Annotated in this window: 23 protein-coding genes; 14 read left to right on the top strand and 9 right to left on the bottom strand. The window is 53.1% G+C overall.

Annotation, left to right across the window (positions count from 1 at the left end):
• Window positions 1-98: 98 nt before the first annotated feature.
• Window positions 99-1568, bottom strand: a complete 1470-nt coding sequence (locus tag VH187_RS04010) for an amino acid permease (RefSeq protein ID WP_329700183.1) — start codon at window positions 1566-1568, stop codon at window positions 99-101.
• A gap of 134 nt (window positions 1569-1702) precedes the next feature.
• Window positions 1703-2569: a DNA-binding transcriptional regulator YeiE gene (gene yieE, locus VH187_RS04015; protein ID WP_329700184.1), complete on the bottom strand. Its 867-nt coding sequence runs from the start codon at window positions 2567-2569 to the stop codon at window positions 1703-1705.
• A 113-nt stretch (window positions 2570-2682) separates the two neighbouring features.
• On the opposite strand from yieE, the gene VH187_RS04020 reads away from it, so the two are divergent.
• A complete protein-coding gene (locus VH187_RS04020; RefSeq protein ID WP_329700185.1) occupies window positions 2683-3732 on the top strand; it encodes a YeiH family protein in 1050 nt (349 codons plus the stop codon).
• A gap of 83 nt (window positions 3733-3815) precedes the next feature.
• Window positions 3816-4673 (top strand): deoxyribonuclease IV, encoded by an 858-nt coding sequence (gene nfo, locus VH187_RS04025; protein WP_329700186.1) that lies wholly within the window; start codon window positions 3816-3818, stop codon window positions 4671-4673.
• 212 nt (window positions 4674-4885) lie between these two features.
• Here nfo and fruA read toward each other — a convergent pair whose 3' ends face one another.
• Genes fruA through fruB form a run of 3 tightly spaced genes read right to left on the bottom strand, consistent with a single transcriptional unit; the run spans window position 4886 to window position 8653 of the window.
• Entirely contained in the window at window positions 4886-6568 is a 1683-nt protein-coding gene (gene fruA / locus VH187_RS04030) for a PTS fructose transporter subunit IIBC (RefSeq protein ID WP_329700187.1), read from the bottom strand.
• Window positions 6569-6584: 16 nt separating this feature from the next.
• On the bottom strand, window positions 6585-7523 hold the full coding sequence (fruK, locus tag VH187_RS04035; protein ID WP_329700188.1) for a 1-phosphofructokinase: 939 nt from the start codon (window positions 7521-7523) through the stop codon (window positions 6585-6587).
• Window positions 7523-8653: a fused PTS fructose transporter subunit IIA/HPr protein gene (gene fruB, locus VH187_RS04040; RefSeq protein ID WP_329700189.1), complete on the bottom strand. Its 1131-nt coding sequence runs from the start codon at window positions 8651-8653 to the stop codon at window positions 7523-7525. The genes fruK and fruB overlap by 1 nt, the downstream gene beginning before the upstream one ends.
• Before the next feature lie 368 nt (window positions 8654-9021).
• On the opposite strand from fruB, the gene setB reads away from it, so the two are divergent.
• A complete protein-coding gene (gene setB / locus VH187_RS04045) occupies window positions 9022-10203 on the top strand; it encodes a sugar efflux transporter SetB (RefSeq protein WP_329700190.1) in 1182 nt (393 codons plus the stop codon).
• Here setB and VH187_RS04050 read toward each other — a convergent pair.
• Entirely contained in the window at window positions 10200-10409 is a 210-nt protein-coding gene (locus tag VH187_RS04050; protein WP_329700240.1) for a YkgJ family cysteine cluster protein, read from the bottom strand. The genes setB and VH187_RS04050 overlap by 4 nt on opposite strands.
• Between VH187_RS04050 and VH187_RS04055 the strand changes: the two genes are divergently transcribed.
• Both VH187_RS04055 and yeiP read left to right on the top strand, forming a co-directional pair.
• On the top strand, window positions 10354-10527 hold the full coding sequence (locus VH187_RS04055; RefSeq protein WP_329700244.1) for a hypothetical protein: 174 nt from the start codon (window positions 10354-10356) through the stop codon (window positions 10525-10527). The genes VH187_RS04050 and VH187_RS04055 overlap by 56 nt on opposite strands.
• A 61-nt stretch (window positions 10528-10588) precedes the next feature.
• Window positions 10589-11161: an elongation factor P-like protein YeiP gene (gene yeiP / locus VH187_RS04060; protein ID WP_329700191.1), complete on the top strand. Its 573-nt coding sequence runs from the start codon at window positions 10589-10591 to the stop codon at window positions 11159-11161.
• Between the two features lie 75 nt (window positions 11162-11236).
• On the opposite strand, the gene uxuA is transcribed toward yeiP, so the two are convergent.
• Window positions 11237-12427 carry a mannonate dehydratase gene (gene uxuA, locus VH187_RS04065; RefSeq protein WP_329700192.1) on the bottom strand — a complete coding sequence of 397 codons (1191 nt, stop codon included), beginning with the start codon at window positions 12425-12427 and terminating at the stop codon, window positions 11237-11239.
• Between the two features lie 206 nt (window positions 12428-12633).
• Here uxuA and VH187_RS04070 point away from each other — a divergent pair, with 206 nt between their 5' ends.
• The 9 genes from VH187_RS04070 to yejF all read left to right on the top strand — a co-directional run bounded on the left by VH187_RS04070 (window position 12634) and on the right by yejF (window position 24297).
• On the top strand, window positions 12634-14100 hold the full coding sequence (locus VH187_RS04070; RefSeq protein WP_329700193.1) for a mannitol dehydrogenase family protein: 1467 nt from the start codon (window positions 12634-12636) through the stop codon (window positions 14098-14100).
• A gap of 124 nt (window positions 14101-14224) precedes the next feature.
• Window positions 14225-15202: a CobW family GTP-binding protein gene (locus tag VH187_RS04075; RefSeq protein WP_329700194.1), complete on the top strand. Its 978-nt coding sequence runs from the start codon at window positions 14225-14227 to the stop codon at window positions 15200-15202.
• A 42-nt stretch (window positions 15203-15244) separates the two neighbouring features.
• On the top strand, window positions 15245-15949 hold the full coding sequence (locus VH187_RS04080; protein ID WP_329700195.1) for a phosphatase PAP2 family protein: 705 nt from the start codon (window positions 15245-15247) through the stop codon (window positions 15947-15949).
• Between the two features lie 429 nt (window positions 15950-16378).
• Window positions 16379-16948, top strand: coding sequence for a bifunctional murein DD-endopeptidase/murein LD-carboxypeptidase (mepS, locus tag VH187_RS04085; RefSeq protein WP_329700196.1), 570 nt, complete (start codon window positions 16379-16381; stop codon window positions 16946-16948).
• 190 nt (window positions 16949-17138) lie between these two features.
• Window positions 17139-18701 (top strand): cyclic di-GMP phosphodiesterase, encoded by a 1563-nt coding sequence (locus tag VH187_RS04090; protein WP_329700197.1) that lies wholly within the window; start codon window positions 17139-17141, stop codon window positions 18699-18701.
• Window positions 18702-18780: 79 nt separating this feature from the next.
• Window positions 18781-20577: an extracellular solute-binding protein gene (locus VH187_RS04095; RefSeq protein WP_414713904.1), complete on the top strand. Its 1797-nt coding sequence runs from the start codon at window positions 18781-18783 to the stop codon at window positions 20575-20577.
• Window positions 20578-20586: 9 nt separating this feature from the next.
• Window positions 20587-21681 (top strand): microcin C ABC transporter permease YejB, encoded by a 1095-nt coding sequence (locus VH187_RS04100; RefSeq protein ID WP_329700198.1) that lies wholly within the window; start codon window positions 20587-20589, stop codon window positions 21679-21681.
• Window positions 21681-22706: a microcin C ABC transporter permease gene (locus VH187_RS04105; protein WP_329700199.1), complete on the top strand. Its 1026-nt coding sequence runs from the start codon at window positions 21681-21683 to the stop codon at window positions 22704-22706. Before VH187_RS04100 ends, VH187_RS04105 begins: the two co-directional genes overlap by 1 nt.
• A gap of 1 nt (window position 22707) precedes the next feature.
• Window positions 22708-24297: a microcin C ABC transporter ATP-binding protein YejF gene (gene yejF, locus VH187_RS04110; protein ID WP_329700200.1), complete on the top strand. Its 1590-nt coding sequence runs from the start codon at window positions 22708-22710 to the stop codon at window positions 24295-24297.
• 3 nt (window positions 24298-24300) lie between these two features.
• On the opposite strand, the gene VH187_RS04115 is transcribed toward yejF, so the two are convergent.
• Complete coding sequence (locus tag VH187_RS04115) at window positions 24301-24645, bottom strand: YejG family protein (protein WP_329700201.1); 345 nt, start codon at window positions 24643-24645, stop codon at window positions 24301-24303.
• A 312-nt stretch (window positions 24646-24957) separates the two neighbouring features.
• Window positions 24958-26154, bottom strand: a complete 1197-nt coding sequence (locus tag VH187_RS04120) for a Bcr/CflA family multidrug efflux MFS transporter (protein ID WP_329700202.1) — start codon at window positions 26152-26154, stop codon at window positions 24958-24960.
• Between the last annotated feature and the right edge of the window lie 9 nt (window positions 26155-26163).

Below are 26163 nucleotides of genomic sequence, written 5' to 3' on the forward strand. Positions count from 1 at the left end.
TTATCAATTCAATTGTGAGCAATTATGTCAGAGGGCAATATGACAGGCATAAAAAAGCCCTTCACGGGTGAAGGGCTTTCAACGTTATTCAGACGCGATTACTGCTTGAAGCGTTCCGGGAAGTGCATTTCGCTGTAACGCACGAAACGGGTGCCTTTCGAAAGCTTGTAGCCAAACCAGATAATCAGGAACAGCGGGATACCGATATAGGTTGCCGCAACGCCGCCCCAGTCAATGGTGTCTTTCAGGAAGGCTTCGTAGTTCTGACCCAGCGTGATAGCCAGACACAGAATGAACGCAAAGATAGGCCCTACCGGGAAGAAGCCCGAACGGTATGGCAGATTGTTGAGATCAAGCCCCTGCTTCACATAACCGCGACGGAAACGGTAATGGCTGATGGCAATCCCGAGCCAGGCGATAAAGCCGGTCATCCCGGAGGTGTTCAGCAGCCACAGGTACACGGTCTGATTACCAAACATGGACGTCAGGAAGCACAGTGCCGCAACCACGGTCGTCGCATACAGCGCATTACGCGGAACGCCGCCTTTGGAGAGCTTCGCGAAAATACGCGGCGCTTTACCGTCACAAGCCAGGGTGTAGAGCATACGCGTAGACGCATACATGCCGGAGTTACCCGCAGACAGCACCGCTGTCAGGATAACGGCGTTCATCACCGCTGCCGCAGAGAGCAGGCCTGCGTGCTGGAATACCAGCGTGAACGGGCTGACGGAGATGTCTTTCACGTCATTACGCAGCAGGCTCGGATCGGTATAAGGAATGATCAGGCTGATAATCAGAATCGCGAACACATAGAACAGCAGGATACGCCAGAACACCTGACGCACCGCACGCGGAATGTTCTTCTCTGGATCTTCCGACTCACCCGCCGCGATACCGATAAGTTCGGTGCCCTGGAAGGAGAAGCCGACGATCATCGCCACACCAATCATCGCCGCAAAACCACCGGCAAACGGCGCATCGCCGGTCGTCCAGTTGCTCCAGCCTACTGGCTGCGCGCCTTTGAAGATGCCGAAAATCATCATCACACCAACGATGATAAAGATGATAACGGTGGTCACTTTGATCAGCGAGAACCAGTATTCCGCTTCGCCGAAGCCTTTCACGGAGATCCAGTTCAACAGGAACATGATACCGAGGAACAGTGCGCTCCAAATCCAGCCCGGCGCATCAGGGAACCAATAGTTCATCACCAGTTGGGCCGCGACGAGGTCAACGGCGATGGTGACCGCCCAGTTGTACCAATAGTTCCAGCCCAGCGCGAAGCCGAAGCCTTCTTCAACATAGTTCTGGCCGTAAGTAGCAAAAGAGCCTGACACCGGCATGAACGCCGCCAGTTCACCGAGGCTGGTCATCAGGAAGTAAACCATCAGACCGATAAGCATATAAGAAAGCAGTGCGCCGCCCGGGCCCGCCTGCGAAATGGTTGCCCCTGAGGCAACAAACAACCCTGTACCGATGGAACCGCCAATAGCGATCATCGTCAGGTGACGCGCCTTGAGTTCGCGACGTAGCGCGGGCGCTTCTGTGGTTTTAGTTTCGGAAACCATGGGAAAATGCTGTCCTTCCAAAAAATGAGGCGCGATTGTAGCAGACGAAAACCGTTCCTTCTGGCAGAAATGCGCACTTATAAGAGAGCTTCATGATCCAACGGAAATTATAAGTAAAGCCCTTATCTCGCCGATCAATTATCGCAATAACGCAGGAAACGCTTGAGGGCGTTAGAGAGGTGTTTTTGCCGATGATGAATACGCCAGAGCATTCGCGTCAAACGCGGCAATGGAACCGGCACTTCAACCAGCGTGCCGCTGTCGAGCTGTTCAGCTATCACCCGACGCGAAAGACAGCTAATGCCCAGGCCGTGACGCACCGCGTGTTTGATTGCTTCGGAGTTGCCAAGCTCCATCCCGAGATGAAACTCCGGTAAATGCGAGAGCAGAAGATAATCGACCAGTTCACGCGTGCCTGAGCCGTGCTCGCGGAGGATCCAAGGCGCTTGCGCGAGTCTTGCCAGCGTCACCTCCCCTGTCAGCAATGAAGACCCCGGGGCGGCAAACACCACCAACTCATCTTCCAGCCACGGCTCAGCAATTATCTCTGCTGCATGGCACGGCCCTTCGATAAGCCCGATATCAACGCGGAAATCGGTGACGGCATTGATCACGTCCTGGCTATTGCCGACGCTTAGCTCCAGCGGCAGCGTCGGGAAATCGCGACGATAGCGGGCAATCACTTCCGGCAATATATAGTTCCCGATAGTGCTACTGGCAAAGACGCGGATAGCGCCGTTATCTTCACGAAACAACTGTTCGATTTCAGTCGCTTGCTCAAGCGTTGCCAGTGCGCGCGGGTACAACAGCCGCCCGTGTTCATTCACCACCAGCCGTTTACCGACGCGATCGAATAGCTGAACACCGAGCTGACCTTCCAGATCGGTGAGTGCTGCGCTGACCGCCGACTGCGATAAAGACAGCATTTGTGAGGCCTGCGTTGTCGAACCGCTTTTCAGCACTTCGGCAAATACTTCCAGCTGGCGTAAGGTGATATGCATACGGCTCCTTGCGTGACGGATATACCACTTATTCAGATTGATTATAAATATATAATCAATTTTACCTTTTAACCAGCCGGGCGTAACCTTTTAGCCAGATAAAGGAGAAGGTTATGACAGCACTCACTCTACACAGTCATCGTCATTCACTGGGGCATTTCGTTCCTGGTCTTGCGCTTAGCGCTTTGATTACCGGCGTTGCGTTATGGACCGGCAGTATTCCGGCGATTGCAGGTGCCGGTTTTAGCGCACTGACCATGGCTATTTTGCTTGGCATGGTGGTCGGGAACACGATTTACCCAAAAATCTGGCAACGTTGCGACGGCGGCGTGCTTTTCGCCAAACAGCATTTACTGCGTCTGGGGATTATTTTGTATGGCTTCCGCCTGACGTTTTCGCAAATTGCTGACGTGGGTTTCAGCGGCATTGCTATCGATGTGCTGACGCTTTCCAGTACCTTTTTACTGGCGTCTTTCCTCGGGCAAAAAGTTTTTGGCCTTGATAAACACACCAGTTGGTTAATTGGTGCGGGCAGCAGCATCTGCGGCGCGGCGGCCGTTTTGGCGACGGAACCGGTGCTGAAAGCGGAATCCAGTAAAGTGACCGTGGCAGTCGCCACCGTGGTTATCTTCGGCACGATCGCGATTTTCCTCTACCCAGCGATGTATCCGGTTCTGGCCCACTGGTTCAGCCCGGAAATCTACGGGATTTACATTGGCTCAACGATGCATGAAGTGGCGCAGGTCGTCGCTGCGGGTCATGCCATCACGCCGGAAGCGGAAAACGCGGCGGTTATCGCAAAAATGCTGCGCGTCATGATGCTGGCTCCTTTCCTGCTGATTCTGGCAGCGCGCGTGAAACAGCTGGCTCCTGCAGGCAATGGTGAGAAAAGCAAAATCACCATTCCGTGGTTCGCGATTTTGTTCATCGTGGTGGCTATGTTCAACTCGTTCCACCTGCTGCCAAAAGCGGTTGTGGACATGCTGGTGACGCTGGATACCGTGCTGCTGGCAATGGCGATGGCCGCGCTGGGCCTGACCACTCACGTTAGTGCGTTGAAAAAAGCGGGTGCGAAACCGCTGCTAATGGCACTGGTGCTGTTCGTCTGGCTTATCGTCGGCGGCGGCATGATTAACGTCGCGGTTCATGCCCTGATGGCATAAAGCGCTGTATCACTCTCCTGTTAACCCGCTATCATTAGCACTTGCACTGCACTTCCCCTTGGCGGGTTTAACAGGAGTTTTTTATGAAATACATCGGAGCACACGTAAGCGCCTCCGGCGGTGTCGCCAATGCCGCGATCCGCGCGGCAGAACTTGAAGCCACCGCATTTGCCCTGTTCACCAAGAACCAGCGCCAGTGGCGCGCGGCCCCGTTGACCAGCGACGTCATCGACGATTTCAAAGCGGCCTGCGAAAAATACCATTTCACGCCTGCGCAAATCCTGCCGCACGACAGCTATCTGATTAACCTCGGTCACCCTGTCGCCGATGCGCTGGAAAAATCCCGTGAAGCCTTCGTGGACGAACTCAGCCGTTGCCAACAGTTGGGGCTGACGCTGCTGAACTTCCATCCCGGCAGCCATCTGATGCAAATTCCAATCGACGATTGCCTGGCGCGCATTGCCGAATCCATCAACATCGCGCTGTCGCAAACCGAAGGCGTCACTGCTGTTATTGAAAATACCGCCGGTCAGGGGAGCAATCTGGGGTTTGAGTTTGAACACCTGGCCGCCATTATTGACGGCGTGGAAGATAAATCTCGCGTTGGCGTGTGTATTGACACCTGCCATGCATTTGCGGCGGGCTACGATCTGCGTAGCGCAGAAGAGTGCGAAAAAACCTTCGCTGAATTCGAACGCATTGTGGGCTTTAAGTACCTGCGTGGTATGCATCTGAATGACGCGAAAAGCACGTTCGGTAGCCGTGTTGACCGTCATCACAGTCTCGGCGAAGGCAATATCGGCCATGACGCGTTCCGTTGGATCATGCAGGACAACCGTTTCGACGGTATTCCGTTAGTGCTGGAAACCGTGAATCCCGATATCTGGGCAGAAGAAATTGCGTGGCTGAAAGCCCAGCAGACGGCGGAAGTAACCGCATAAATGCAAAAAGGGCCGACAATGTCGGCCCTTTGAAGTCGATGACAAACCGAATCCAAATGCAGGTTTATCATATGACACCAACATAAAAACCAGGAAAATCAATTTATTGATTTTCGGCTGATAACCACAAAGAAGGAAAAACCACGTTTTATCCTTCTTTGTCTGCAAACTAAAAGGGCCGACAATCTCGGCCCTTTTAACGTCAGATTACCTTATGCAGCTTTAGCCACAACCTCTGCTTCCGGGCGTTTCAACACCGCGTAAGAGACACCTGCCACCAGCGTACCGGCGATAATCGCCAGCAGATAACCGAGAACCGGCGTGATTGCGCCAGGGATCAGCAGCACAAACAGACCGCCGTGCGGTGCCATCAATTTCGCGCCAATCGCCATCGAGATAGCACCGGTAATGGCACCACCCACGATACAGCAAGGCAGCACACGCATTGGGTCACGCGCGGCAAACGGAATCGCACCTTCGGTGATAAAGCACAGACCGAGCACCAGTGCCGCTTTGCCGCCTTCCTGCTGCGCTTTGTCGAATTTACGACGCGCGACAATCGTTGCCAGACCAAGCGCCAGCGGTGGCACCATGCCTGCCGCCATAATGGCTGCCATCGGCGCGTAAGTTTGGGTACTCAACAGACCCACACCAAACGCATACGCCGCTTTGTTCACCGGGCCGCCCATGTCGGTACACATCATTCCGCCAAGGATTGCGCCGAGCAGAACCGCATTCGCCGTGCCCATAGTTTGTAGCCAGTGCGTCAGCCCTTCCAGAATGCCCGCAACCGGTTTACCAATCAGGTAAATCATACCCAAACCGACAACCAGACTGGAAAGCAGCGGAATGATCAGAATCGGTTTCAGCGCTTCCATGCTTGGCGGCAATTTCAGCTTAGTGCTGATCATTTTCGCGACATAGCCCGCCAGGAAACCAGCGATAATACCGCCGATAAAGCCAGAGCCAGTGCTCACCGCCAACATACCGCCGATAAGACCAGGAGTCAGACCTGGACGATCTGCGATAGAGAAGGCAATGTAGCCTGCCAGAACAGGCACCATCAGCGCGAAGGCTGAACCACCACCGATTTGCATCAGTGCTGCAGCAAGCGTGCCTTCTTCTTTAAATGCGGTGATACCGAATGCGAACGAAAGTGCGATACACAGACCGCCCGCCACTACCATCGGCAGCATGTAAGACACGCCAGTCAACAAGTGGCTGTAGGCACCGCCTTTTTTCTTGCCTTCCTGCGCAGCCTGAGCATTGCCTGTCGGCTGATAAGGCGTCGCTTCCACAACCGCTTTATCCAGTTCCTGCGAGGTTTTCTTCAGCGCCAGACCGGTAGAAGTGCGGTACATTGGCTTACCGGCAAATTTCGCCAGATCCACTTCAATATCCGCCGCGACGATGACCAGATCCGCTTCCGCCACTTCTTCTGGCGTAATCGCGTTGCCTGCGCCAACAGAGCCACGGGTTTCGACCTTCACCCACCAGCCGCGTTTTTTGGCTTCGGTTTCAATCGCTTCCGCCGCCATAAAAGTATGCGCCACGCCAGTCGGACACGCGGTAACTGCGACGATACGTTTGGCACCGCTTTTCGCCACCGGAGCCATCGCCGCTGGCGATGCGTACGGTATAGCGTGGCCTTTGGCTTCGCTCAGGAACAGTTCCGGGTGTGCTACGGCGCGGTTTACATCGCCGAGATAAACCTGTTTGCCGTTCAGCGCGCTGTCTGCGGGCAGCACAGAGCCGAGAACAATCGCCAGTTCTGCGTCGTTCGGGTTGTCGATAATCTCTAAATGGGCTTTTTGAGCCGCCGCGCCCAACAGGGTTTTCGCCATGTAAGCACGAGCCTGTCCGAGCCCGGAATCGATAATCAGCAGCGTTTTCATTATGCCTCTCCTGCTGTTAATTGAAGGGTTGTAAGTCAACACGCGCCATCATCGCGGCCAACTGGGTACGATCGGTAATCCCTACGTTACTTTGGCTTACGGCCAGTGCTGCAACCGCTGTCGCAAGGCGTAACGTATGTTCACTGGATTCGCGCATCAGCAGGCCGTAAATCAGGCCCCCGACCATCGAATCCCCGGCGCCCACGGTGCTGACCACTTCTACTGACGGCGGTTTTGCAATCCATTCGCCGGATGCGTTGACCCACAGTGCGCCTTCGGCACCCAGTGAAATCACCACATGAGCAATACCTTGTTCGCGCAGTGCATGCGCGGCTTCAATCACGTCTTTCATTTCTGGCAGCTTGCGACCGGCCCAGATTTCCAGCTCGCGACGGTTCGGTTTCACCAGCCACGGCGCGGCTTTCAGACCTGCAACGAGCGCTTCACGGCTGCTGTCGAAGATGATGCACGGGCACTGGCTGCGCAGGCGCGTCATCCAGTCGGTGAAGGCTTCAGGACTCACGCCCGCAGGCAAACTGCCGCTGACGCAAACCATGTCGAACTGACCAAGCCAGCTCAGGGAATCGGTAACAAAACGCTCCCAATCGGATGGCGTAACATCAAAGCCTGAGAAGTTAAAGTCGGTGACTTCGCCATCTTTTTCCGTCAGCTTGACGTTGATACGGGTACGGCCCTGCACCACCTGGAAACGGTTGGCGATGCCGAGTTCACTGAACAGTTGCTGGAAGCCATCCTGGTTGTCTTTACCGAGGAAACCGCCAACGGTCACATCAATGCCGAGATCTTTCAGCACCTTCGCAACGTTAATGCCCTTACCCGCCGCATGCAGACCGGTGGTACGCACCAGGTTCACTTCGCCGCGTTCAACTTCCGGGGTAAACCCTACGAGATCATAGGCCGGATTGAGGGTGATTGTGGCAACACGTCTGCTCATTACGCGCCCTCCCCAAGACCGGAGGCAATGGCATCGCCAATGGCGCTCAATGCCACCTGAGCATCTTCACCTTGAGCGGTGAAACGCAGGCGATGGCCTTTCTTCACGCCGAGCGCCACGACTTTCATCAGGCTGCGGCCGTTAGCCGGTTTTCCACTGCCGTCGAGGTTAGTGACGGTAATTTCACTGTTAAATTGTTTGATAGTATTCACCAGCATGGTGCCAGGGCGTGCATGCAGACCGTGTTCGTTACGGACGACAAATTCAGCGCTCAGCAAATCTTCGGTTGGTGCATCATCGCTGGTCAGCAGTGCCAGCAACGTCGCGGCATCGGCGTTCAGCAGACGTTCAGCTTTATTGTCGAGCAACAGGGTGCTCAGACGACGCAGCACCGCAGTGGGCTGTTCATCCGCCATTGCTACCGTCACCAGCAACGCAGCGGAGTGTCCTTCGACGGTAAATGGTGTGGTCGCACGGCTGACAGCGACGGCACTTTTGAGGTTGCCTTCAGCACTGTCGTTCAGCCAAATGCCCTGCCCCAGATTCAGCGGCTGATCATTAATGACGTGCGCCACAAATGCAGCATCGACAGCAGCGGCTTCTTTCAGACGAGCAGCGTTCAGCGCCTGCAACGTCACCAGACTGCTCGCCTCAACATCCAGCGTGAGGGTGTCGTTGTCGAGTTTCAGCGCTTCGCTCTGTTTTTCACCCATCAGCAACGCACGCAGTTCTTCTGCTGTCGTTGCGGTTTTCAGCTGTTCAGCGACTTCATCATCGCTCAGCACGTGTGTCAGTTGGCGCAGCAAACCCAGATGCTCGTCGGAGCTTGCAGCAATGCCGATCACGACATACGCAGTTTGCCCTTCGCCCCAGGTCACGCCCTGTGGGAACTGATAAACCTGAACGCCGGTTTTCAGTACCTGGTCGCGGGTGTCGGTGGTGCCGTGAGGGATGGCGATGCCGTTGCCAAGAAACGTAGATGTTTGCTGTTCGCGAGCTAGCATGCCGTCGACGTAACCGTCAGCCACGTTACCGGCGCTGACCAGCGCTGATGCAACCTGGCGGATCGCCTCTTCTTTATTACCGGCCTGTTGACCGGGATGGATATCCTGAACTGATAACTGGAACATGGTTCTCCTCTCTCGCCGAATTGAATCGTTTCAGCCAATATGAGAAACAATGCGTCACCCTGTCTGAGGTACGATGAAAAGATGACGCTGAAACGTTTCAATGAGTCTGTGTCAGGGTGGATTAATGTGCAAGGAAAGTTGATTTTCCGATTGCAGAAGTTAGACCCACTGCACATTTTGTTATCATTATTGCCACATTTGCTGAAGCAACCTGCCTCATTCAGCCGCTGCGTTCAGCAACGTCAGCCAGAAGTGATTCTCATTATGAAATGCCATTTTAATTTTTTATGCATAACTTGATTCGCCCGCTATTTATTTTCTGCCAGCGCGAGTAAACTTCTGCGTCTTCCTGCTTTCTGATGCCCAACATGTCTAACACTACCGCAGTAGCCCCTCACCGGGGATTTGATCTGACCTCATCGGCCTTCCTGCTGGTCGCCTTTTTGACAGGCATTGCGGGCGCATTACAGACCCCGACGCTGAGCCTGTTCCTGACCAATGAAGTCCACGTCCGTCCGGCGATGGTCGGCTTCTTCTTCACCGGCAGTGCGGTGATCGGCATTCTGGTCAGCCAGTTCCTTGCCGGGCGTTCAGACCGTCAGGGCGATCGCAAAAAACTGATCGTGTTCTGCTGCGTTCTCGGGGTGCTGGCCTGCGTACTGTTCGCCTGGAACCGTAACTATTTCATTCTGCTTTTCGTCGGCGTATTCCTGAGCAGTTTTGGCTCGACATCAAACCCACAGATGTTTGCTCTCGCCCGTGAACATGCCGACAAAACAGGCCGTGAAGCGGTCATGTTCAGCTCCATTCTGCGTGCTCAGGTATCTCTGGCGTGGGTCATCGGTCCGCCAGTGGCATATGCATTGGCGATGGGATTCGGCTTCACGACCATGTATCTTTCGGCAGCCGTGGCATACGTGATTTGTGGGGGAGTGGTATGGCTACTGCTGCCGAGCATGCGCAAAATTCGCCCGGCTTCCGGCACCCATTTAGAAGCGCCGCGCACCAATCGCCGCGATGCACTGCTGCTGTTCGGCATTTGTACGCTGATGTGGGGCACCAACAGCCTCTATATCATCAATATGCCATTATTCATTATCGATGAGCTGCATCTGCCGGAGAAGCTGGCGGGTGTGATGATGGGCACCGCCGCCGGGCTGGAAATCCCGACGATGCTTATCGCAGGTTATTACGCCAAACGGTTTGGTAAGCGTTTTCTGATGCGCATCGCGGTGGTTGCCGGGCTGCTATTCTATGTTGGTATGCTGACCGTTCACTCCCCTGCACTGCTTCTGGCCATGCAACTGCTGAACGCGATTTACATCGGTATTCTCGCCGGCATTGGGATGCTCTATTTTCAGGATTTAATGCCCGGTCAGGCAGGTGCAGCGACTACGCTATACAGCAACACCACTCGAGTAGGCTGGATTATTGCCGGATCAATGGCGGGTGTAGTGGCAGAAATCTGGAGTTATCATGCGGTGTTCTGGATAGCACTGGTGATGTGCGTTATCAGCAGTTTTGGGCTGTGGCGCATCAAAGACGTTTAGGGCGCGGTTAATGTTTCCAGATGAATGAGAAATGTCATGGCCTGCTGTTGTGACGCACCGCACATCTCCGCTGAGGGCTGGAGTCCGGCGCACACCTTGGGGCGCAGTGGCGAGCCGAAGATTTTGCAGCGAAGGTGTTCATCAAGCTGAATGCATGGCGTGTTAGCGGGCTTGCCGTTGGGCATTCCCGGGATTGGGCTGGAAATCGAAGGCGCGGTACAACAAGCGCCACAGTCCGGTCGGCAATCCATCTTTCACTCTCGCATTTATCTGGAAACGCACCTTATCACCTTTTCACAAAACCAGCGAATTCCACTTGCCTGAAAGCCCCGGCACGAGTACTTTTACGCGATATTTTAGACTTCCCTGAAACAGGATTATTGCAATGCCAAGAGCGAATGAAATCAAAAAAGGTATGGTGCTGAATCACAACGGCAAACTGCTGATTGTGAAAAATATTGATATTCAGTCACCGAGCGCCCGTGGCGCAGCAACGCTGTACAAAATGCGTTTTGCCGATGTGCGCACCGGCATGAAAGTTGAAGAACGTTTTAAAGGCGATGATATCGTCGACACCGTGACCCTGACCCGCCGTTTCGTTGACTTCTCTTATATCGACGGCAACGAATACGTGTTCATGGATAAAGAAGACTACACACCGTACACCTTCACCAAAGATCAGATTGAAGAAGAAGTTCAGTTCATTCCTGAGGGCGGCATGCCAGACATGCAGGTCCTGCTATGGGACAGCCAGTTGCTGGCGCTTGAACTGCCGCAGACTGTTGACCTGGAAATCGTGGAAACTGCGCCGGGCATCAAAGGTGCATCAGCCAGCTCACGCACTAAACCTGCGACGCTGAACACGGGCCTGGTGATTCAGGTGCCGGAATACCTGACTACCGGTGAAAAAATCCGCATTCATATTGAAGAATGCCGCTATATGGGCCGCGCTGACTAATTTCAGCCGGAACGAAAAAGGGCAGCTCAATGAGCTGCCCTTTTTTATGTCTGATATTTATGCCGCTACACAGTACTACAGCAGTTCAGGGTATTTGGTCATTTTCAGCGCCAGCTCGACGCCACGCACTTCTGCCATCCCTTTCAGACGACCAATCGCCGAATAGCCTGGATTGGTTTTCTTTTTCAGATCGTCCAGCATCTGATGCCCGTGATCCGGACGGAACGGAATCGGACGCAAATCGCCCGCTTTCTTACGGCGTGACTCTTCGGACAGGATCGCGTCAACCACCGCCACCATGTTCACGTCGCCGTTCAGGTGTGCGCCTTCGTGGAAGGTTTTCGGGTTGCCTTCGCGACAGGTGGCACGCAGATGGGTGAAGTGAATGCGGTCGCCGAAGGTTTCAATCATTTTCACCAGGTCGTTATCGGCGCGTACGCCGTACGAACCGGTACACATGGTGAAACCGTTATAGATGCTGTTGACGGTCTCTTTCAGCCATTGCATGTCTTCAATGGTCGAAACAATGCGCGGCAGGCCGAGAATAGGACGCGGTGGATCGTCCGGATGAACAGCCAGGCGAACGCCCGCTTCTTCCGCAACCGGCACGATAGCGCGCAGGAACACCGCCATGTTTTCACGCAAATTATCTTTACTGATGTGATCGTATTCAGCCAGACGCGCGCGGAACTGGTCGAGCGTGTAACCCTCTTCCGCACCCGGCAGGCCAGCAATGATATTGCGGGTCAGTTTTTCAACTTCCGCCGCGCTCATGGCTTTGAAGTAGTCCTGCGCCTGCTGCTGCTCTTCAGCGCTGTAATCCGCTTCAGCGCCTGGACGCTTGAGGATATGGATTTCGAAAGCGGCAAACGCAATCTGATCGAAACGCAGTGCTTTTGAGCCGTCTGGCAACGGGTATTCCAGGTCAGTACGGGTCCAGTCAAGGATTGGCATGAAGTTGTAGCAAACCGTGTCGATGCCACAAGCCGCCAGATTGCGGATGCTCTGCTGATAATTGGCAATCCAGGTTTTGCATTCGCCAGACTGTGTTTTGATATCTTCGTGCACCGGAATACTTTCAACCACGGACCAGGTCAGCCCTTTTTCAGCTAACAGCGCCTGACGCGCTTTGATCTCTTCCACTGGCCAGACCTGACCGTTTGGAATGTGGTGCAATGCGGTCACAACCCCAGTGGCGCCAGCCTGGCGCACATCATCAAGAGAAACCGGATCATTCGGTCCATACCAACGCCAGGTTTGTTCCATTGTCTCACCCTCTTAAGTTGTTATACCAATAATCGTAATGGATATGACGACTACCATACATGTTTCATTTGCAGGGTCAAATTCCGCCCCAGCATTGATTGATCCAGCTCACATTCCCCGGATAAATACGGCACACCAATTCAATTTGCTGTCATATAACTTTACACTGCCCATTGTTAATTAATGGTTAAGCAGGTGTTTATATTATGAAGACGATCGCCACTGCCACACTGCCCGACAACGTGCAACAACCTCAGTATGACCGACAGCAGCTCCGCTCACGGATCGTGCATTTTGGCTTTGGGGCTTTTCATCGTGCCCACCAGGCGCTGCTGACGGACCGTGTGTTGAATGCTAAAGGCGGTGACTGGGGACTGTGTGAGATCAGCTTGTTCAGCGGCGATGTGCTGATGAGCCAACTGCGCGCTCAGGGAAATCTTTATACGGTGCTTGAAAAAGGTGCCGACGGTAACCAGCCCATTATTATTGGTGCAGTGAATGAGTGTCTGAACGCTAAGCTGGATTCTCTCGCGGCGATCATCGAGAAATTCTGTGAACCTCAGGTGGCGATTGTTTCGCTAACCATTACCGAAAAAGGCTACTGCATTGATCCAGCAACAGGACGCCTGGATGTTACGCAACCCAGGATCGTTCACGATCTGGAGAATCCTTTCGAGCCACATTCTGCCCCAGGTATTCTGGTGGAAGCGTTGCATCGGCGCCGCGAGCGCGGACTGACCCCATTTACCGTGCTCTCTTGCGATAACATCCCCGACAATGGTCATGTGGTGAAAAATGCCGTGCTGGGTATGGCAAACAAACGTTCACCTGAGCTGGCGCAGTGGATTGACGAGCATGTGAGCTTCCCTGGCACCATGGTCGACAGAATTGTTCCGGCCGCCACCGAAGAATCACTGGCTGAGATAACAGAGGCCGTTGGCGTCTACGATCCTTGTGCGATTAGCTGCGAGCCATTCATCCAGTGGGTGGTTGAGGATAATTTCGTGGCGGGCCGCCCTGAATGGGAAATCGCTGGCGTACAGATGGTGAGCGACGTTCTACCATGGGAACAAATGAAACTCCGGATGCTGAATGGCAGCCACTCTTTCCTCGCCTATCTTGGTTATCTGGCCGGGTACGAGCACATTAGTGACTGTATGCAGGACAGTGATTTCCGCCGTGCGGCGCTGCGCCTGATGATGCAGGAACAAGCACCTACGCTGCGCATCACTGGCGTCGATCTGCAGGCCTATGCCGACAGTCTGATTACGCGCTTTACCAATCCGGCGTTAAAGCACCGCACCTGGCAAATCGCCATGGACGGGAGCCAGAAATTGCCTCAGCGTATGCTGGAAGGCATCCGCATTCATCTTCAGCAGGGAAGCGACTGGTCGTTGCTGGCGCTTGGCGTCGCAGGCTGGATGCGTTATGTCAGCGGAAAAGATGAGTGCGGAAACGCGATTGACGTGCGCGACCCGCTAGCCGAAAAAATTCAGGCTATCGTGGCAAACAGCGATGAAGCCGATCGCGTCACCGCCCTGCTCACGTTAAGCGAGATTTTCGCGACTGATCTTCCGCAAAACACCGTTTTCGTCAGTCAGATCCAACAGGCATGGCAGCGACTGGCCGATCAAGGAGCCCGTCAGGCCATCATTTCTACTCTGAATATTTAGCAGTTCCTGCTGTTTAGCGGACAGATAAGTCGTCTGTCCGCGATGGGACTTCACTTCTCGGTCGTTTTTCGCCAGGATATTGCGCATCTGTTACGCTATTACAGTTGATCAATCTGGGGACAACGTGACGCTTACAAACCTGATTACCGGCTTCCTCGGTAGCGGAAAAACAACCTCCATTCTCCATTTACTGGCCAGTAAACCGGTTGATGAGAAGTGGGCGGTACTGGTCAATGAATTCGGCGAAGTCGGGATCGACGGCGCTTTATTGGCTGAAAGCGGTGCGTTGCTGAAAGAAATACCGGGTGGATGCATGTGCTGCGTGAATGGTTTACCGATGCAAGTCGGGCTCAACACGCTTCTGCGCCAGGGTAAACCGGATCGTCTGCTGATCGAACCCACTGGCCTCGGTCACCCAAAACAAATCCTCGATATGCTTACCGCAGCGGTTTACGAACCTTGGATCGATCTGCGTGCCACGCTTTGTGTTCTGGATCCGCGCCAGTTGCTGGATGAGAAGGTCGTGAGTAACGAAAATTTCCGCGATCAACTTGCTGCGGCCGATATTATCGTCGCCAATAAACAGGATCGTGCGACACCTGAAAGCCAGCAGGCTTTCGATACCTGGTGGACTAACTATGGCGGCGAACGCCAATGTATAGCAGCCACTCAGGGCGCAATCGACGGCGCGTTGTTAGATTTGCCTCGCCGAAATCTGGCTCCATTGTCAGCAAGCGCTGCACATTCACACAGCCATCCGTCGAATAAAGGCCTGGCTGCATTAAATTTGCCTGAGCATCAGCGCTGGCGTCGCAGCATGAACAGTGGTCAGGGATACCATGCCTGCGGCTGGATTTTCGACGCCAACACGCAGTTTGATACTATAGGATTACTGGAATGGGCGCGACTGGCACCGGTTTCCCGTGTGAAAGGTGTCATGCGCATTGCGGAAGGTCTGGTCCGCATTAACCGTCAGGGTGCCGATTTCCACATCGAAACGCAGTCCGTTGCGCCACCCGACAGCCGTATCGAACTGATCAATGACGGTGACACTGACTGGAACGCTTTACAGTCCACGCTGTTGAAGCTTCGTTTAAGTTAACATCGGTATGTTGCCTGTGTTATTTGCCCCAAAGAATCTGCTATGAAAAATCGACTACCCCTTATTTTGCTGCTGAACATTGCCGGGCTGGCTCTCTTTTTGAGCTGGTATTTGCCCATTAACCACGGTTTTTGGTTCCCCATGGATGCCAGCATCTTCCACTTCTTTAATTATGGTTTGATTGAAAGTCGTGCATACGTGTGGTTTCTGGCTATCACCAACAATCGTGCCTTTGACGGTTGCTCGTTGGTGGCGATGGGCAGTCTGATGCTCAGTTTTTGGATCAAAGAGCAGGCCCAGGGACGTAGACGCATCATGATCATCGGCATCGTGATGTTGCTTGCTGCGGTGATCGTCAATCAACTTGCTCAGCATTTAATGCCGGTTAAGCATGCCAGTCCGTCCCTCTTTTTCCCTGATGCTTATCGGGTCAGCGATCTGCTAAATATTTCGACTAAGGACGCATCAAAAGACAGTTTCCCTGGCGATCATGGGATGATGCTGCTGATATTTGCCACCTTTATGTGGCGATATTTTGGTCATAAAGCGTTCGCCGTCGCCCTGATTATTTTTGTGGTTTTTGCCTTCCCACGCGTAATGATCGGCGCTCATTGGTTCACGGATATTGCGGTCGGTTCCCTTACAGCGGTTCTGATTGGCATGCCATGGATCCTGTTAACGTCGCTCAGTGATAAAACCATTGCGCTATTTGATCGCTATCTCCCAACATCTCAGAACAAAGTTTAAACAAGTTTTTAACTGAAATTAATCTTTGTCATCAGGGATCGTTTTAGATCCCTGAGAACATTCTGAGCAAAAGATATTCATTTTAGTCATTTGTCTGTCATCTGGATCTGCTTGAAAATGAGATAATTGGCTATTTAACGACCATTTTCACCGCTATTTCTCCCCATAGATGAACCTACGTTTTGGCTATCATAATTTCTTATAAAAAAACCCGGCAAAAGCGCTAGCCAGCCCGGTTTTGATAGGGTAATCTCATTCTCGTTTTGCCTTTCCAGAGATTAATTATTCAGAAGGTGAATAATTTTGTGCAGCACTGCACATTTTTGCGCTTCGGGAATTGTCTCATTGGTGGCAGGTATTTAGTCTCGTCACGGTTGGCATTTTTATAACGGTTTTTATCGTTAAGGACTTCAAGGGAAAATAAATAACATGGTCAAATCTCAACCATTTTTGAGATACATCCTGCGGGCAATACCCGCGGTAGCAGTCGCGGTTCTTCTTTCCGCATGTAGTACAACAAACACCGCAAAGAATATGCATTCTGAGACGCATGGTGTGGGTAACGAAGATCCTTCGTCACTGCAAGCCTCTCAGGATGAATTTGAATCCATGGTGCGTAATCTCGACGTTAAGTCACGCCTGATGGATCAGTACGCTAGCTGGAAAGGCGTACGCTATCGCCTCGGTGGCGAAACCAAACGTGGTATCGATTGTTCTGCATTTGTACAACGTACCTTCCGCGAACAGTTTGGTATGGATTTACCTCGCTCTACCTATGAGCAGCAGGAAATGGGTAAGTCGATTAAGCGCAACCAGTTGCGTACCGGTGATTTAGTGTTGTTCCGCGCCGGGTCGACAGGTCGCCATGTAGGCATCTACATTGGCAACAACCAGTTCGTTCATGCATCCACCAGCAGTGGTGTGACGATTTCAAACATGGATGAGCCGTACTGGAACAAGCGCTACAACGAAGCGCGACGTGTCCTGAGCCGTTCCTGATGTCCTTCTTGCTGTTGGTTTTCCCTTGGCTGACAGCAAGAACCAGAAAAAAAGCACTGCTAAGCAGTGCTTTTTTTTTCTTCTCCGTCCGTGCCCTGCCAGGATGGCTAAATAGACTATGCTGGAAAGACGCAGCCCTGCGTCCCAAAGCGTTGAATTACTGTTTCAAATATCACGGATAAAGGAAGCTATGTTCACGCGTTACTTCTCGCTTGGCCGCAAGATCCTCTTCTCCAGCCTGTTGCTGGGAGTGGTGGTCGCCCTGCTGGCAGGCAGTGCTCAGTTGATGATTTTCCATCATAAACGCGCCGATCAGTTCGATATCATCATTCATGATTTGCAGAAATACCTGAACGGTTATTTCGGCGAACTGCTCAATACCGTCGATAAATTGCAACCGTTGACCATGAGTCCCTGCGCCGACGTTGCCTCTGAACTCACTTCCCGCGCGGCCTTTAGTCTCAACGTACGCGCGTTTCTGCTGGTCGTAGACGATAACGCGATGTGTTCGTCGGCAACGGGTGAAATGAACGTGCCCATGAAACAGCTGGTGCCACAGGTTGACGTCAGCAAAACGCTGGATATCGCGATCCTTCCCGGCACTCCCATGATGCCTCAGCGCCCCGCATTTGCGCTGTGGGTCCGTAGCCCACTGCTGGCAAACCGGGGCGTTTTCACCTCGATTAACGCAAGCCTGATGCCGTGGATCCTCTATTCATCGCGCCAGAATCAATTCAGCGGGATAGCGATCGTCGCTAATGGCACCGCGATTTCCACGTTTAGCCCGCATCCACAACCCGCAAACCAAATTAAAGGCACGCCAATCCGTTCAGCTAAAATCAATGGTTTGCCATTAACGGTGAATGTGTATGGCGATAGCTGGGCGGCAGAGAACATGCAGTTTGCTCTGTTGATGGGTGTGATGTGCGGGTTACTTGCTGGCCTGCTCTGCTACTACGTGTTGACCGTGCGATTACGTCCGGGCAAAGAGATCACCACAGCTATCAAGCGTAACCAATTCTATGTGGTTTATCAGCCGGTGGTTGATGCCGAAGATATGCAGATCCGCGGCGTCGAAGTGCTTATGCGCTGGAAACATCCGACCGCAGGCGAAATTCCCCCAGATGCCTTCATTAACTTTGCTGAGGCACAGCAGCTGATTGTGCCGCTGACCCGCCATCTGTTTGAGCTTATCGCAAAAGATGCACCGGTTTTACAAAGTATGCTGCCACCGGGCGCTAAACTCGGGATCAACATTGCCCCTGCCCATTTACTGGCAGAAAGTTTCCAGCAGGATCTGCGGGATCTGAGCGCAATGCTGCCGCCAAACTACTTCCAGTTGGTACTGGAAATTACCGAGCGCGATATGCTCAACCAGCGCCAGGCCGTCGCGCTATTTGAGTGGCTCCACCACGAAGGTTATGAGATTGCGATCGATGACTTCGGCACGGGTCACAGTGCGCTTATCTATCTTGAGCGCTATTCGTTTGACTACCTGAAAATCGATCGTGGTTTCGTCAATGCGATCGGCACCGAGACCGTGACTTCTCCGGTACTTGATGCGGTGCTGACACTCGCCAGAAAGATGGATTTGGTGACAGTGGCAGAAGGCGTGGAAACGCAGGAACAGGCCAATTGGCTACGTCAACATGGGGTCAATTTCCTGCAAGGCTACTGGATAAGCCGCCCAATGACGCTCGAAAAACTGGTAGAGGCCCACGCAAAACCCGAGAATTATTTCACAACGGGCTGAACGTCACTTATTATTCAACAAGATAAGTGAAGTCCGAAGATGACCGCAGAAGGAGCAGACATCGGTGATAATTGTGCGAATGGGTTGGCTGATACTCGCGCTGCTAAGCCTGACGGCGCAGGCTCAAACCATCAAGGAAAGCTACGCGTTTGCCGTGATCGGTGAGCCGAAATACGCCGTTAATTTTAGTCACTACGACTATGTGAACCCCGCTGCTCCGAAAGGTGGCGCTGTGACGCTTTCAGCACTGGGTGCTTTCGACAATTTCAACCGTTTTGCCCTGCGTGGCAATGCCGCCGAGCGCACTGGCTCACTTTACGACTCGCTGTTTACCACCTCGGACGACGAACCCGGCAGCTATTATCCTTTGATTGCCGATATCGCTCGCTACGCCGATGATTTCTCCTGGGCTGAAGTCACAATCAATCCTCATGCCCGTTTTCATGATGGTAGCAAAGTCACAGCAGAAGATGTCGCCTTCACCTTTCATAAATTCATGACCGAAGGCGTGCCGCAGTTCCGCCTGATCTATAAAGGCACAACGGTGAAAGCCATTGCGCCACTGACCGTACGCATTGAACTGGCAAAGCCCGGCAAAGAAGACATGCTGAGCCTGTTTACGCTGCCTGTCATGCCTGAAAAATTTTGGCGTAATCACAAACTCAGCGATCCGCTCTCTTCCCCACCGCTGGCGAACGGTCCCTATAAAATCACCTCATGGCGCATGGGACAGTACGTGGTCTACTCGCGGGTGAAAGATTACTGGGCAGCAAACCTACCGGTAAACCGTGGTCGCTGGAATTTCGACACCATCCGCTACGACTATTACCTCGACGATAACGTTGCGTTTGAAGCTTTCAAAGCCGGAGCCTTCGATTTCCGGACCGAAGGCAGCCCAAAAAACTGGGCTACCCGCTACATCGGAAAAAATTTCAGCAACCATTACATCGTCAAAGAAGAAGAGAAAAACGAATCGGCGCAAGATACTCGTTGGCTGACATTCAACATTCAGCGCCCGGTATTTTCTGATCGCAAAGTCCGCGAAGCCATTGGTCTGGCCTTTGATTTTGAATGGATGAACAAGGCGCTGTTCTATGGTGCATACAGCCGGACTAACAGCTATTTCCAGAATACCGAATATGCGGCACGCGGGTATCCTGATGCCGACGAGCTGATGCTCCTGGGGCCGATGAAAAAAGATCTGCCGCCAGAGGTGTTCACCTCTATTTATGTACCACCAAAATCAAACGGTAACGGCTTTGACCGTGACAACTTGCTGAAAGCTGACAAGATACTCACTGAAGCAGGCTGGGTGCTGAAAGGCCAGCAGCGGGTGAACGCGAAGACCGGGAAACCATTGCAGTTTGAGTTGCTGCTGCCCTCTGCGGGCAATAACCAGTGGGTGATGCCCTTCCAGCATAATTTAAAGCGCCTGGGCGTCACGATGGACATTCGTCAGGTCGATATCTCACAGGTCACCAATCGGATGCGCACGCGTGATTACGACATGATGCCGCGACTGGTTCGGGCAATGCCCTGGCCGAGCGGCAGCGACCTGCAAATTTCCTGGGCTTCAGCGTACATCAACTCATCCTACAACGGACCCGGCGTCAGTAGCCCGGTGATTGATAATCTCATCGCGCAAATGATTAAAGCGGAAGGCAACAAAACGAAACTTCTGCCGCTTGGACGCGCTCTTGACCGCGTGTTAACCTGGAATGACTACCAATTGCCGATGTGGTTTATGGCTTCCGATCGCATGGCCTACTGGGACAAATTCTCTCATCCGACCGTTCGCCCTGTTTATTCGCTGGGCTTTGAAAACTGGTGGTACGACGTGAATAAAGCGGCGAAACTGCCCGAAGCCCGGCGTTAAGGAGTCAAGATGGGCGCTTATCTGATTCGCCGGCTGCTGTTGGTTATCCCGACGTTGTGGGCCATCATCACCATCAACTTTTTTATCGTGCAAATTGCCCCTGGCGGCCCGGTCGATCAGGCCATTGCAGCGATAGAATTCGGTAACAAAGGCGGGATGCCGGGCAGTGGTGCTGAAGGCATGGGCGCCTCCCACGCGCGAACTGGCGTGGGCAATATTAATGAAAGTCAGTATCGAGGTGGACGCGGACTGGATCCGGAAGTGATCGCCGAAATCACCCATCGTTATGGCTTTGACAAACCGATGCATGAACGTTATTTCAACATGCTCTGGAACTACGTACGCTTCGACTTTGGCGACAGCTTGTTCCGCAGTTCATCCGTTCTGCAATTGATCAAAGAAAGTTTGCCCGTCTCCATCACGCTCGGGTTATGGAGCACGCTGATTATCTACCTGGTGTCGATTCCGTTAGGCATCCGCAAAGCCGTCAATAACGGCAGTCGGTTCGATATCTGGAGCAGCGCCTTTATCATCAGTGGCTACGCAATCCCGGCGTTTCTGTTCGCTATTGTGCTGATTGTGTTGTTTGCAGGCGGCAGCTACTACGATCTTTTCCCGCTGCGTGGACTGGTTTCTTCCAACTTCGACATCCTGCCGTGGTATCAAAAAATCACCGATTATTTATGGCACATCACGTTGCCGGTGCTTGCAACTGTGATTGGCGGCTTTGCGGCGCTGACGATGCTGACCAAAAACTCGTTCCTTGATGAAATTCGTAAGCAATATGTAGTCACCGCGCGAGCCAAAGGCGTGAGCGAGAAAAATATTCTCTGGAAACATATTTTCCGCAACGCCATGCTGCTGGTGATCGCCGGTTTCCCGGCCACTTTTATCAGCATGTTTTTCACCGGTTCACTGCTGATTGAGGTGATGTTCTCGCTCAATGGGCTGGGGCTGCTCGGCTATGAAGCCACCGTTTCCCGCGACTACCCTGTGATGTTCGGCACGCTGTATATCTTCACCCTGATTGGCCTGCTGCTGAATATCATCAGCGATATCAGCTATACGCTGGTCGATCCGCGCATCGATTTTGAGGGCCGCTGATGCCACGTTTAAGCTCTGTCAATCAGGCCCGCTGGGCTCGTTTTCGTCACAACCGCCGTGGTTTTTGGTCGCTGGTGCTGTTTCTGATCATCTTTGTCTGTAGTCTCTGTTCAGAACTGATTGCCAACGATCGCCCGCTGATCGTTGAATATCACGGTGAAGTCTATTTTCCGGCGCTTAAAACCTACAGTGAGAAAGATTTCGGTGGACAGTTTGCCACCGCAGCGGATTATCAGGATCCATGGCTGCAAAAGCAGCTGAGCGAGCATGGGCGTGTGCTGTGGGCACCGGTTCGCTTTGGCGCAACATCCATTAACTTCTCCACCGATCGCCCGTTCCCTTCCCCGCCTTCCGCACAAAACTGGCTTGGCACCGACGCCAACGGCGGTGACGTGCTGGCGAGAATTCTCTATGGCACGCGCATTTCATTGCTGTTCGGCCTGATGCTGACGCTTTGTTCCAGCGTCATGGGCGTGCTGGCGGGCGCATTACAGGGCTATTACGGTGGTAAAATTGATTTATGGGGCCAGCGTTTTATTGAAGTGTGGTCCGGTATGCCGACCCTGTTTTTAATCATTCTGCTCTCGAGCGTGATCCAGCCTGATTTCTGGTGGTTGCTGGCGATCACTGTGCTGTTCGGCTGGATGACCCTGGTCGGCGTGGTGCGCGCGGAGTTTTTGCGAACGCGTAATTTTGATTACATTCGCGCCGCACAAGCGCTGGGTGTGAGCGACAGCGGCATTATCTTCCGCCATATGTTGCCAAATGCGATGGTGGCGACCCTGACGTTTTTGCCGTTTATTCTGTGCAGTTCAATCACCACCCTCACCTCGCTCGATTTTCTCGGCTTTGGTTTGCCGCTCGGCTCACCGTCGCTCGGTGAATTACTGTTGCAGGGGAAAAACAATTTGCAGGCACCGTGGCTCGGCATTACCGCCTTTTTATCCGTCGCGGTGTTGTTGTCGTTGCTGATTTTCATTGGTGAAGCCGTGCGCGACGCCTTCGACCCGAGCAAGGTGGTGTGACATGACAACTCCGTTGCTGGCTATCGATAATCTCTCTGTTGCCTTCACCGCTCGCGGCGAAACCCGTACCGTGGTCAGCGAATTGTCACTCCAGGTGGAAGCCGGGGAAACGCTGGCGTTGGTGGGAGAATCTGGCTCCGGTAAAAGCGTGTCGGCTTTATCTGTTTTACGGCTGCTGCCTACCCCACCCGTGAGCTACCCGACTGGTGATATTCGTTTTCACGGTGAATCGCTGTTACACGCTGACGAACGAGTATTACGCGGGATCAGGGGGAATCGCATTGCGATGATTTTTCAGGAACCGATGGTGTCACTCAATCCTCTGCACACCCTGGAAAAACAGCTGTATGAGGTGCTGTCGATTCACCGAGGAATGCGCAAAGAAGCGGCGCGGGGCGAAATTCTCACCTGTCTGGATCGCGTTGGGATCCGCAACGCTCGCCTGCGTCTGAGCGATTACCCGCATCAGCTATCCGGCGGCGAACGCCAACGTGTGATGATCGCGATGGCGCTGCTGACGCGCCCTGAATTATTAATCGCCGACGAACCGACCACCGCGCTGGATGTTTCGGTGCAGGCACAAATTCTGCAACTGCTGCGCGAACTGCGTGAAGAGCTCAACATGGGTCTGCTGTTTATTACCCATAACCTGAGCATCGTGCGCAAACTAGCGGATAACGTGGCGGTGATGCAGAACGGGCGATGCGTGGAGCAGAACGCTGCCGCGACGCTTTTCGCCCAACCGCAGCATCCTTACACCATCAAATTGCTCGACAGCGAACCGACAGGCTCGCCAGTTCCCCTCCCGCCGGAGAGTACGCCGTTATTGCACGTTGAAAACCTGCAAGTGGCTTTCCCGATTCGAGAAGGCATTTTCCGTCGCGTGGTCGCTGAAAATAAAGTGGTGAACGGCATTAACTTCACCCTGAAAACCGGTGAAACGCTGGGTCTGGTGGGAGAATCAGGATCAGGGAAAAGCACGACCGGTCTGGCGCTGCTGCGGCTGATCGCCTCGGCGGGTGACATCACGTTTGATGGACAGAAGATCCAGGGTCGTTCGCGCAAACAGATGCTACCGCTGCGTCATCGTATTCAAGTGGTGTTCCAGGATCCGAATTCATCACTGAACCCGCGACTGAACGTACTGCAAATTATCGAGGAAGGGCTGCGGGTGCATCAGCCTGCACTTTCTGCGGTGGCGCGTGAAGACGAAGTGGTGAGAGTGATGAAAGAAGTCGGTCTTGATCCTGAGTCTCGCTGGCGTTATCCGGCGGAGTTTTCAGGCGGCCAGCGTCAACGTATCGCCATTGCGCGCGCGTTGATCCTGAAACCTCAGTTGATCGTGCTCGATGAACCGACTTCCTCTCTGGACCGGACCGTGCAGGCGCAAATTCTCGCGTTGCTGAAATCACTTCAGCAAAAGTACCAGCTGGCCTATATTTTTATCAGCCATGATCTGCACGTCGTGCGTTCATTGTGTCATCAAGTGATTGTGCTGCGACAAGGGGAAGTGGTTGAACAGGGAGAGTGTCAGCGCGTGTTTGCCACCCCTGCGCATGAATATACTCGTCAGCTCATTACGCTAAGCTAACGCTCAGAAAGGGTTGTTTCCAGAGAAGGGTTCAGCAATAGCTACACCGAAGTTTTTCAGGCGACAGGTTGCCGCGAATTCGTCCTGCATGTTCACAAACAGGCACGGCTCGCCTTCGCATTCCAGCACGGAACTGGAGAGTTCGATATCGGTTAACGCCTGGCTCAGCTTCTGCATTACGGGCCACGCCGTTTCACCGTCCGGGCTCAATAATTTTAGTGCCACCAATGAATTATCATCAGCGTTACCGTTTTGCGGAATCGGTTCAACTCTTGAACCTGCAAAACCGGTTAACCAGCGATAGCTCTGAGGCAGTCGGTGTACGATAGAAAGTTGCAGTGTATTCACGTCTATTTCCCCGGAAGCAAAACGCTTCACAAATATTTCACATCCATATTAACACATTGTTGACAAATCGTCCTGCATCCAGCAAAGGGTACGTACGTTTTTATCGTCACTCGCATGCCAGGAGGCATAACGGCGCTATATGTACCCGTTTATGTGATCTAAAACAACCTTTTTATCTACAAAGCAGTGACTTTATACATCAATTAATTTTACACAAAATAAACATTGATGAGCAGTACGAAACGCTTACTGATTGATATACATCAACAAAGAGGCCGAATGCGGCCTCTGTTGCTGATGTTAAGAAGAGGTTTAACGTGTTGCTTTGCGAGGACGGCTGGCGTAGAGGTAAAACAGGATCGAGCAGGTTGCGCAGAAGGCGATGGAAAAGAGCATCGGCCACGCGGTAGTGAAGGTGGCCATCGACAGCAATGCGCCAACAATAGCGCCAATACCAAAGCGGAAAGTACCCGCCAGCGACGACGCAGTTCCCGCCATATGCGGGAATTCATCAAGAATGACCGCCATCCCATTGGATGACACCATCGATACACAGCCAACAAACGCCGCCACGCCCAACACCAGCGACCAGAAGCCGACACCGAACAAGGCGCAAACTACCATCCACACAGCCATGGCGAGCTGGATCCAAAGCCCGATGCGGAACATATTCAATGCCCCCACCCGGCGAACAAAACGGCTGTTAATGATGGTCATGATGAACAAGAACACGATGTTCAGCGCAAAGTAATAGCCAAAATGCTGTGGGGAAACGTGGTTCAGTTCGATGTAAACAAACGGCCCGGCGCTGAGGAATGAGAACATCCCGGCGAAGCTAAAACCGCTTGCCAGCATATAACTCAGCACTCGTTTGTGGCGGAACAGAGAGGCAAAGTTACCGATGGTGGTACGGATGTGAAATTTCTGACGTCGCTCTGGCGGCAGCGTTTCATCAATAAAGAAGAAGATCATCGTAGAAGCCAGCAGTGCGGCAATCGCCAGGATCCAGAAAATCGTATGCCAGCTGAACCACACCAGCACTGCGCCACCCACCATCGGCGCCACCAGCGGTGCAATCGTCGTCACCAGCATGACGAAAGACATCATGCGGGAGAACTCTTCTTTCGGGTAAATATCGCGCATCAGGGCGTTAATCACCACGCTGGCGGCGGCGGCAGCCAGACCGTGGAAAAAGCGCATGATGATCAGCTGATCAATAGTTTGTGACAACGCACAGGCCACGGCTGCTGCGGCAAACACCAGCGTCCCGCCGAGGATAACCGGCTTACGCCCTATGCTGTCGGCCATTGGGCCATACAGCAACTGACCAAAAGCGAACCCCAGAATATAGGTGCTGAGCGTCATCTGTGCGCTGCCCGCCGGAACGCCGAACTGCGCAGAGATAACCGGCAGCGCCGGGAGATACATATCAATTGAAAGCGGCATCAGCATGGCTAATAAGCCAAGGATGAACACAATTCCCAGCGATGATTGCTGCCTGGTGGTCACAAATTCACT

This window comes from Scandinavium sp. (assembly GCF_036271055.1).
GTDB lineage: Bacteria > Pseudomonadota > Gammaproteobacteria > Enterobacterales > Enterobacteriaceae > Scandinavium.

Excerpts from the sequence above, each read along its gene's own strand:
- VH187_RS04010 (WP_329700183.1), bottom strand. The coding sequence starts at position 1,568 with ATGGTTTCCGAAACTAAAACCACAGAAGCGCCCGCGCTACGTCGCGAA.
- yieE (WP_329700184.1), bottom strand. The coding sequence starts at position 2,569 with ATGCATATCACCTTACGCCAGCTGGAAGTATTTGCCGAAGTGCTGAAA.
- VH187_RS04020 (WP_329700185.1), top strand. The coding sequence starts at position 2,683 with ATGACAGCACTCACTCTACACAGTCATCGTCATTCACTGGGGCATTTC.
- nfo (WP_329700186.1), top strand. The coding sequence starts at position 3,816 with ATGAAATACATCGGAGCACACGTAAGCGCCTCCGGCGGTGTCGCCAAT.
- fruA (WP_329700187.1), bottom strand. The coding sequence starts at position 6,568 with ATGAAAACGCTGCTGATTATCGATTCCGGGCTCGGACAGGCTCGTGCT.
- fruK (WP_329700188.1), bottom strand. The coding sequence starts at position 7,523 with ATGAGCAGACGTGTTGCCACAATCACCCTCAATCCGGCCTATGATCTC.
- fruB (WP_329700189.1), bottom strand. The coding sequence starts at position 8,653 with ATGTTCCAGTTATCAGTTCAGGATATCCATCCCGGTCAACAGGCCGGT.
- setB (WP_329700190.1), top strand. The coding sequence starts at position 9,022 with ATGTCTAACACTACCGCAGTAGCCCCTCACCGGGGATTTGATCTGACC.
- VH187_RS04055 (WP_329700244.1), top strand. The coding sequence starts at position 10,354 with ATGCATGGCGTGTTAGCGGGCTTGCCGTTGGGCATTCCCGGGATTGGG.
- yeiP (WP_329700191.1), top strand. The coding sequence starts at position 10,589 with ATGCCAAGAGCGAATGAAATCAAAAAAGGTATGGTGCTGAATCACAAC.
- uxuA (WP_329700192.1), bottom strand. The coding sequence starts at position 12,427 with ATGGAACAAACCTGGCGTTGGTATGGACCGAATGATCCGGTTTCTCTT.
- VH187_RS04070 (WP_329700193.1), top strand. The coding sequence starts at position 12,634 with ATGAAGACGATCGCCACTGCCACACTGCCCGACAACGTGCAACAACCT.
- VH187_RS04080 (WP_329700195.1), top strand. The coding sequence starts at position 15,245 with ATGAAAAATCGACTACCCCTTATTTTGCTGCTGAACATTGCCGGGCTG.
- mepS (WP_329700196.1), top strand. The coding sequence starts at position 16,379 with ATGGTCAAATCTCAACCATTTTTGAGATACATCCTGCGGGCAATACCC.
- VH187_RS04090 (WP_329700197.1), top strand. The coding sequence starts at position 17,139 with ATGTTCACGCGTTACTTCTCGCTTGGCCGCAAGATCCTCTTCTCCAGC.
- VH187_RS04095 (WP_414713904.1), top strand. The coding sequence starts at position 18,781 with ATGGGTTGGCTGATACTCGCGCTGCTAAGCCTGACGGCGCAGGCTCAA.
- VH187_RS04100 (WP_329700198.1), top strand. The coding sequence starts at position 20,587 with ATGGGCGCTTATCTGATTCGCCGGCTGCTGTTGGTTATCCCGACGTTG.
- VH187_RS04105 (WP_329700199.1), top strand. The coding sequence starts at position 21,681 with ATGCCACGTTTAAGCTCTGTCAATCAGGCCCGCTGGGCTCGTTTTCGT.
- yejF (WP_329700200.1), top strand. The coding sequence starts at position 22,708 with ATGACAACTCCGTTGCTGGCTATCGATAATCTCTCTGTTGCCTTCACC.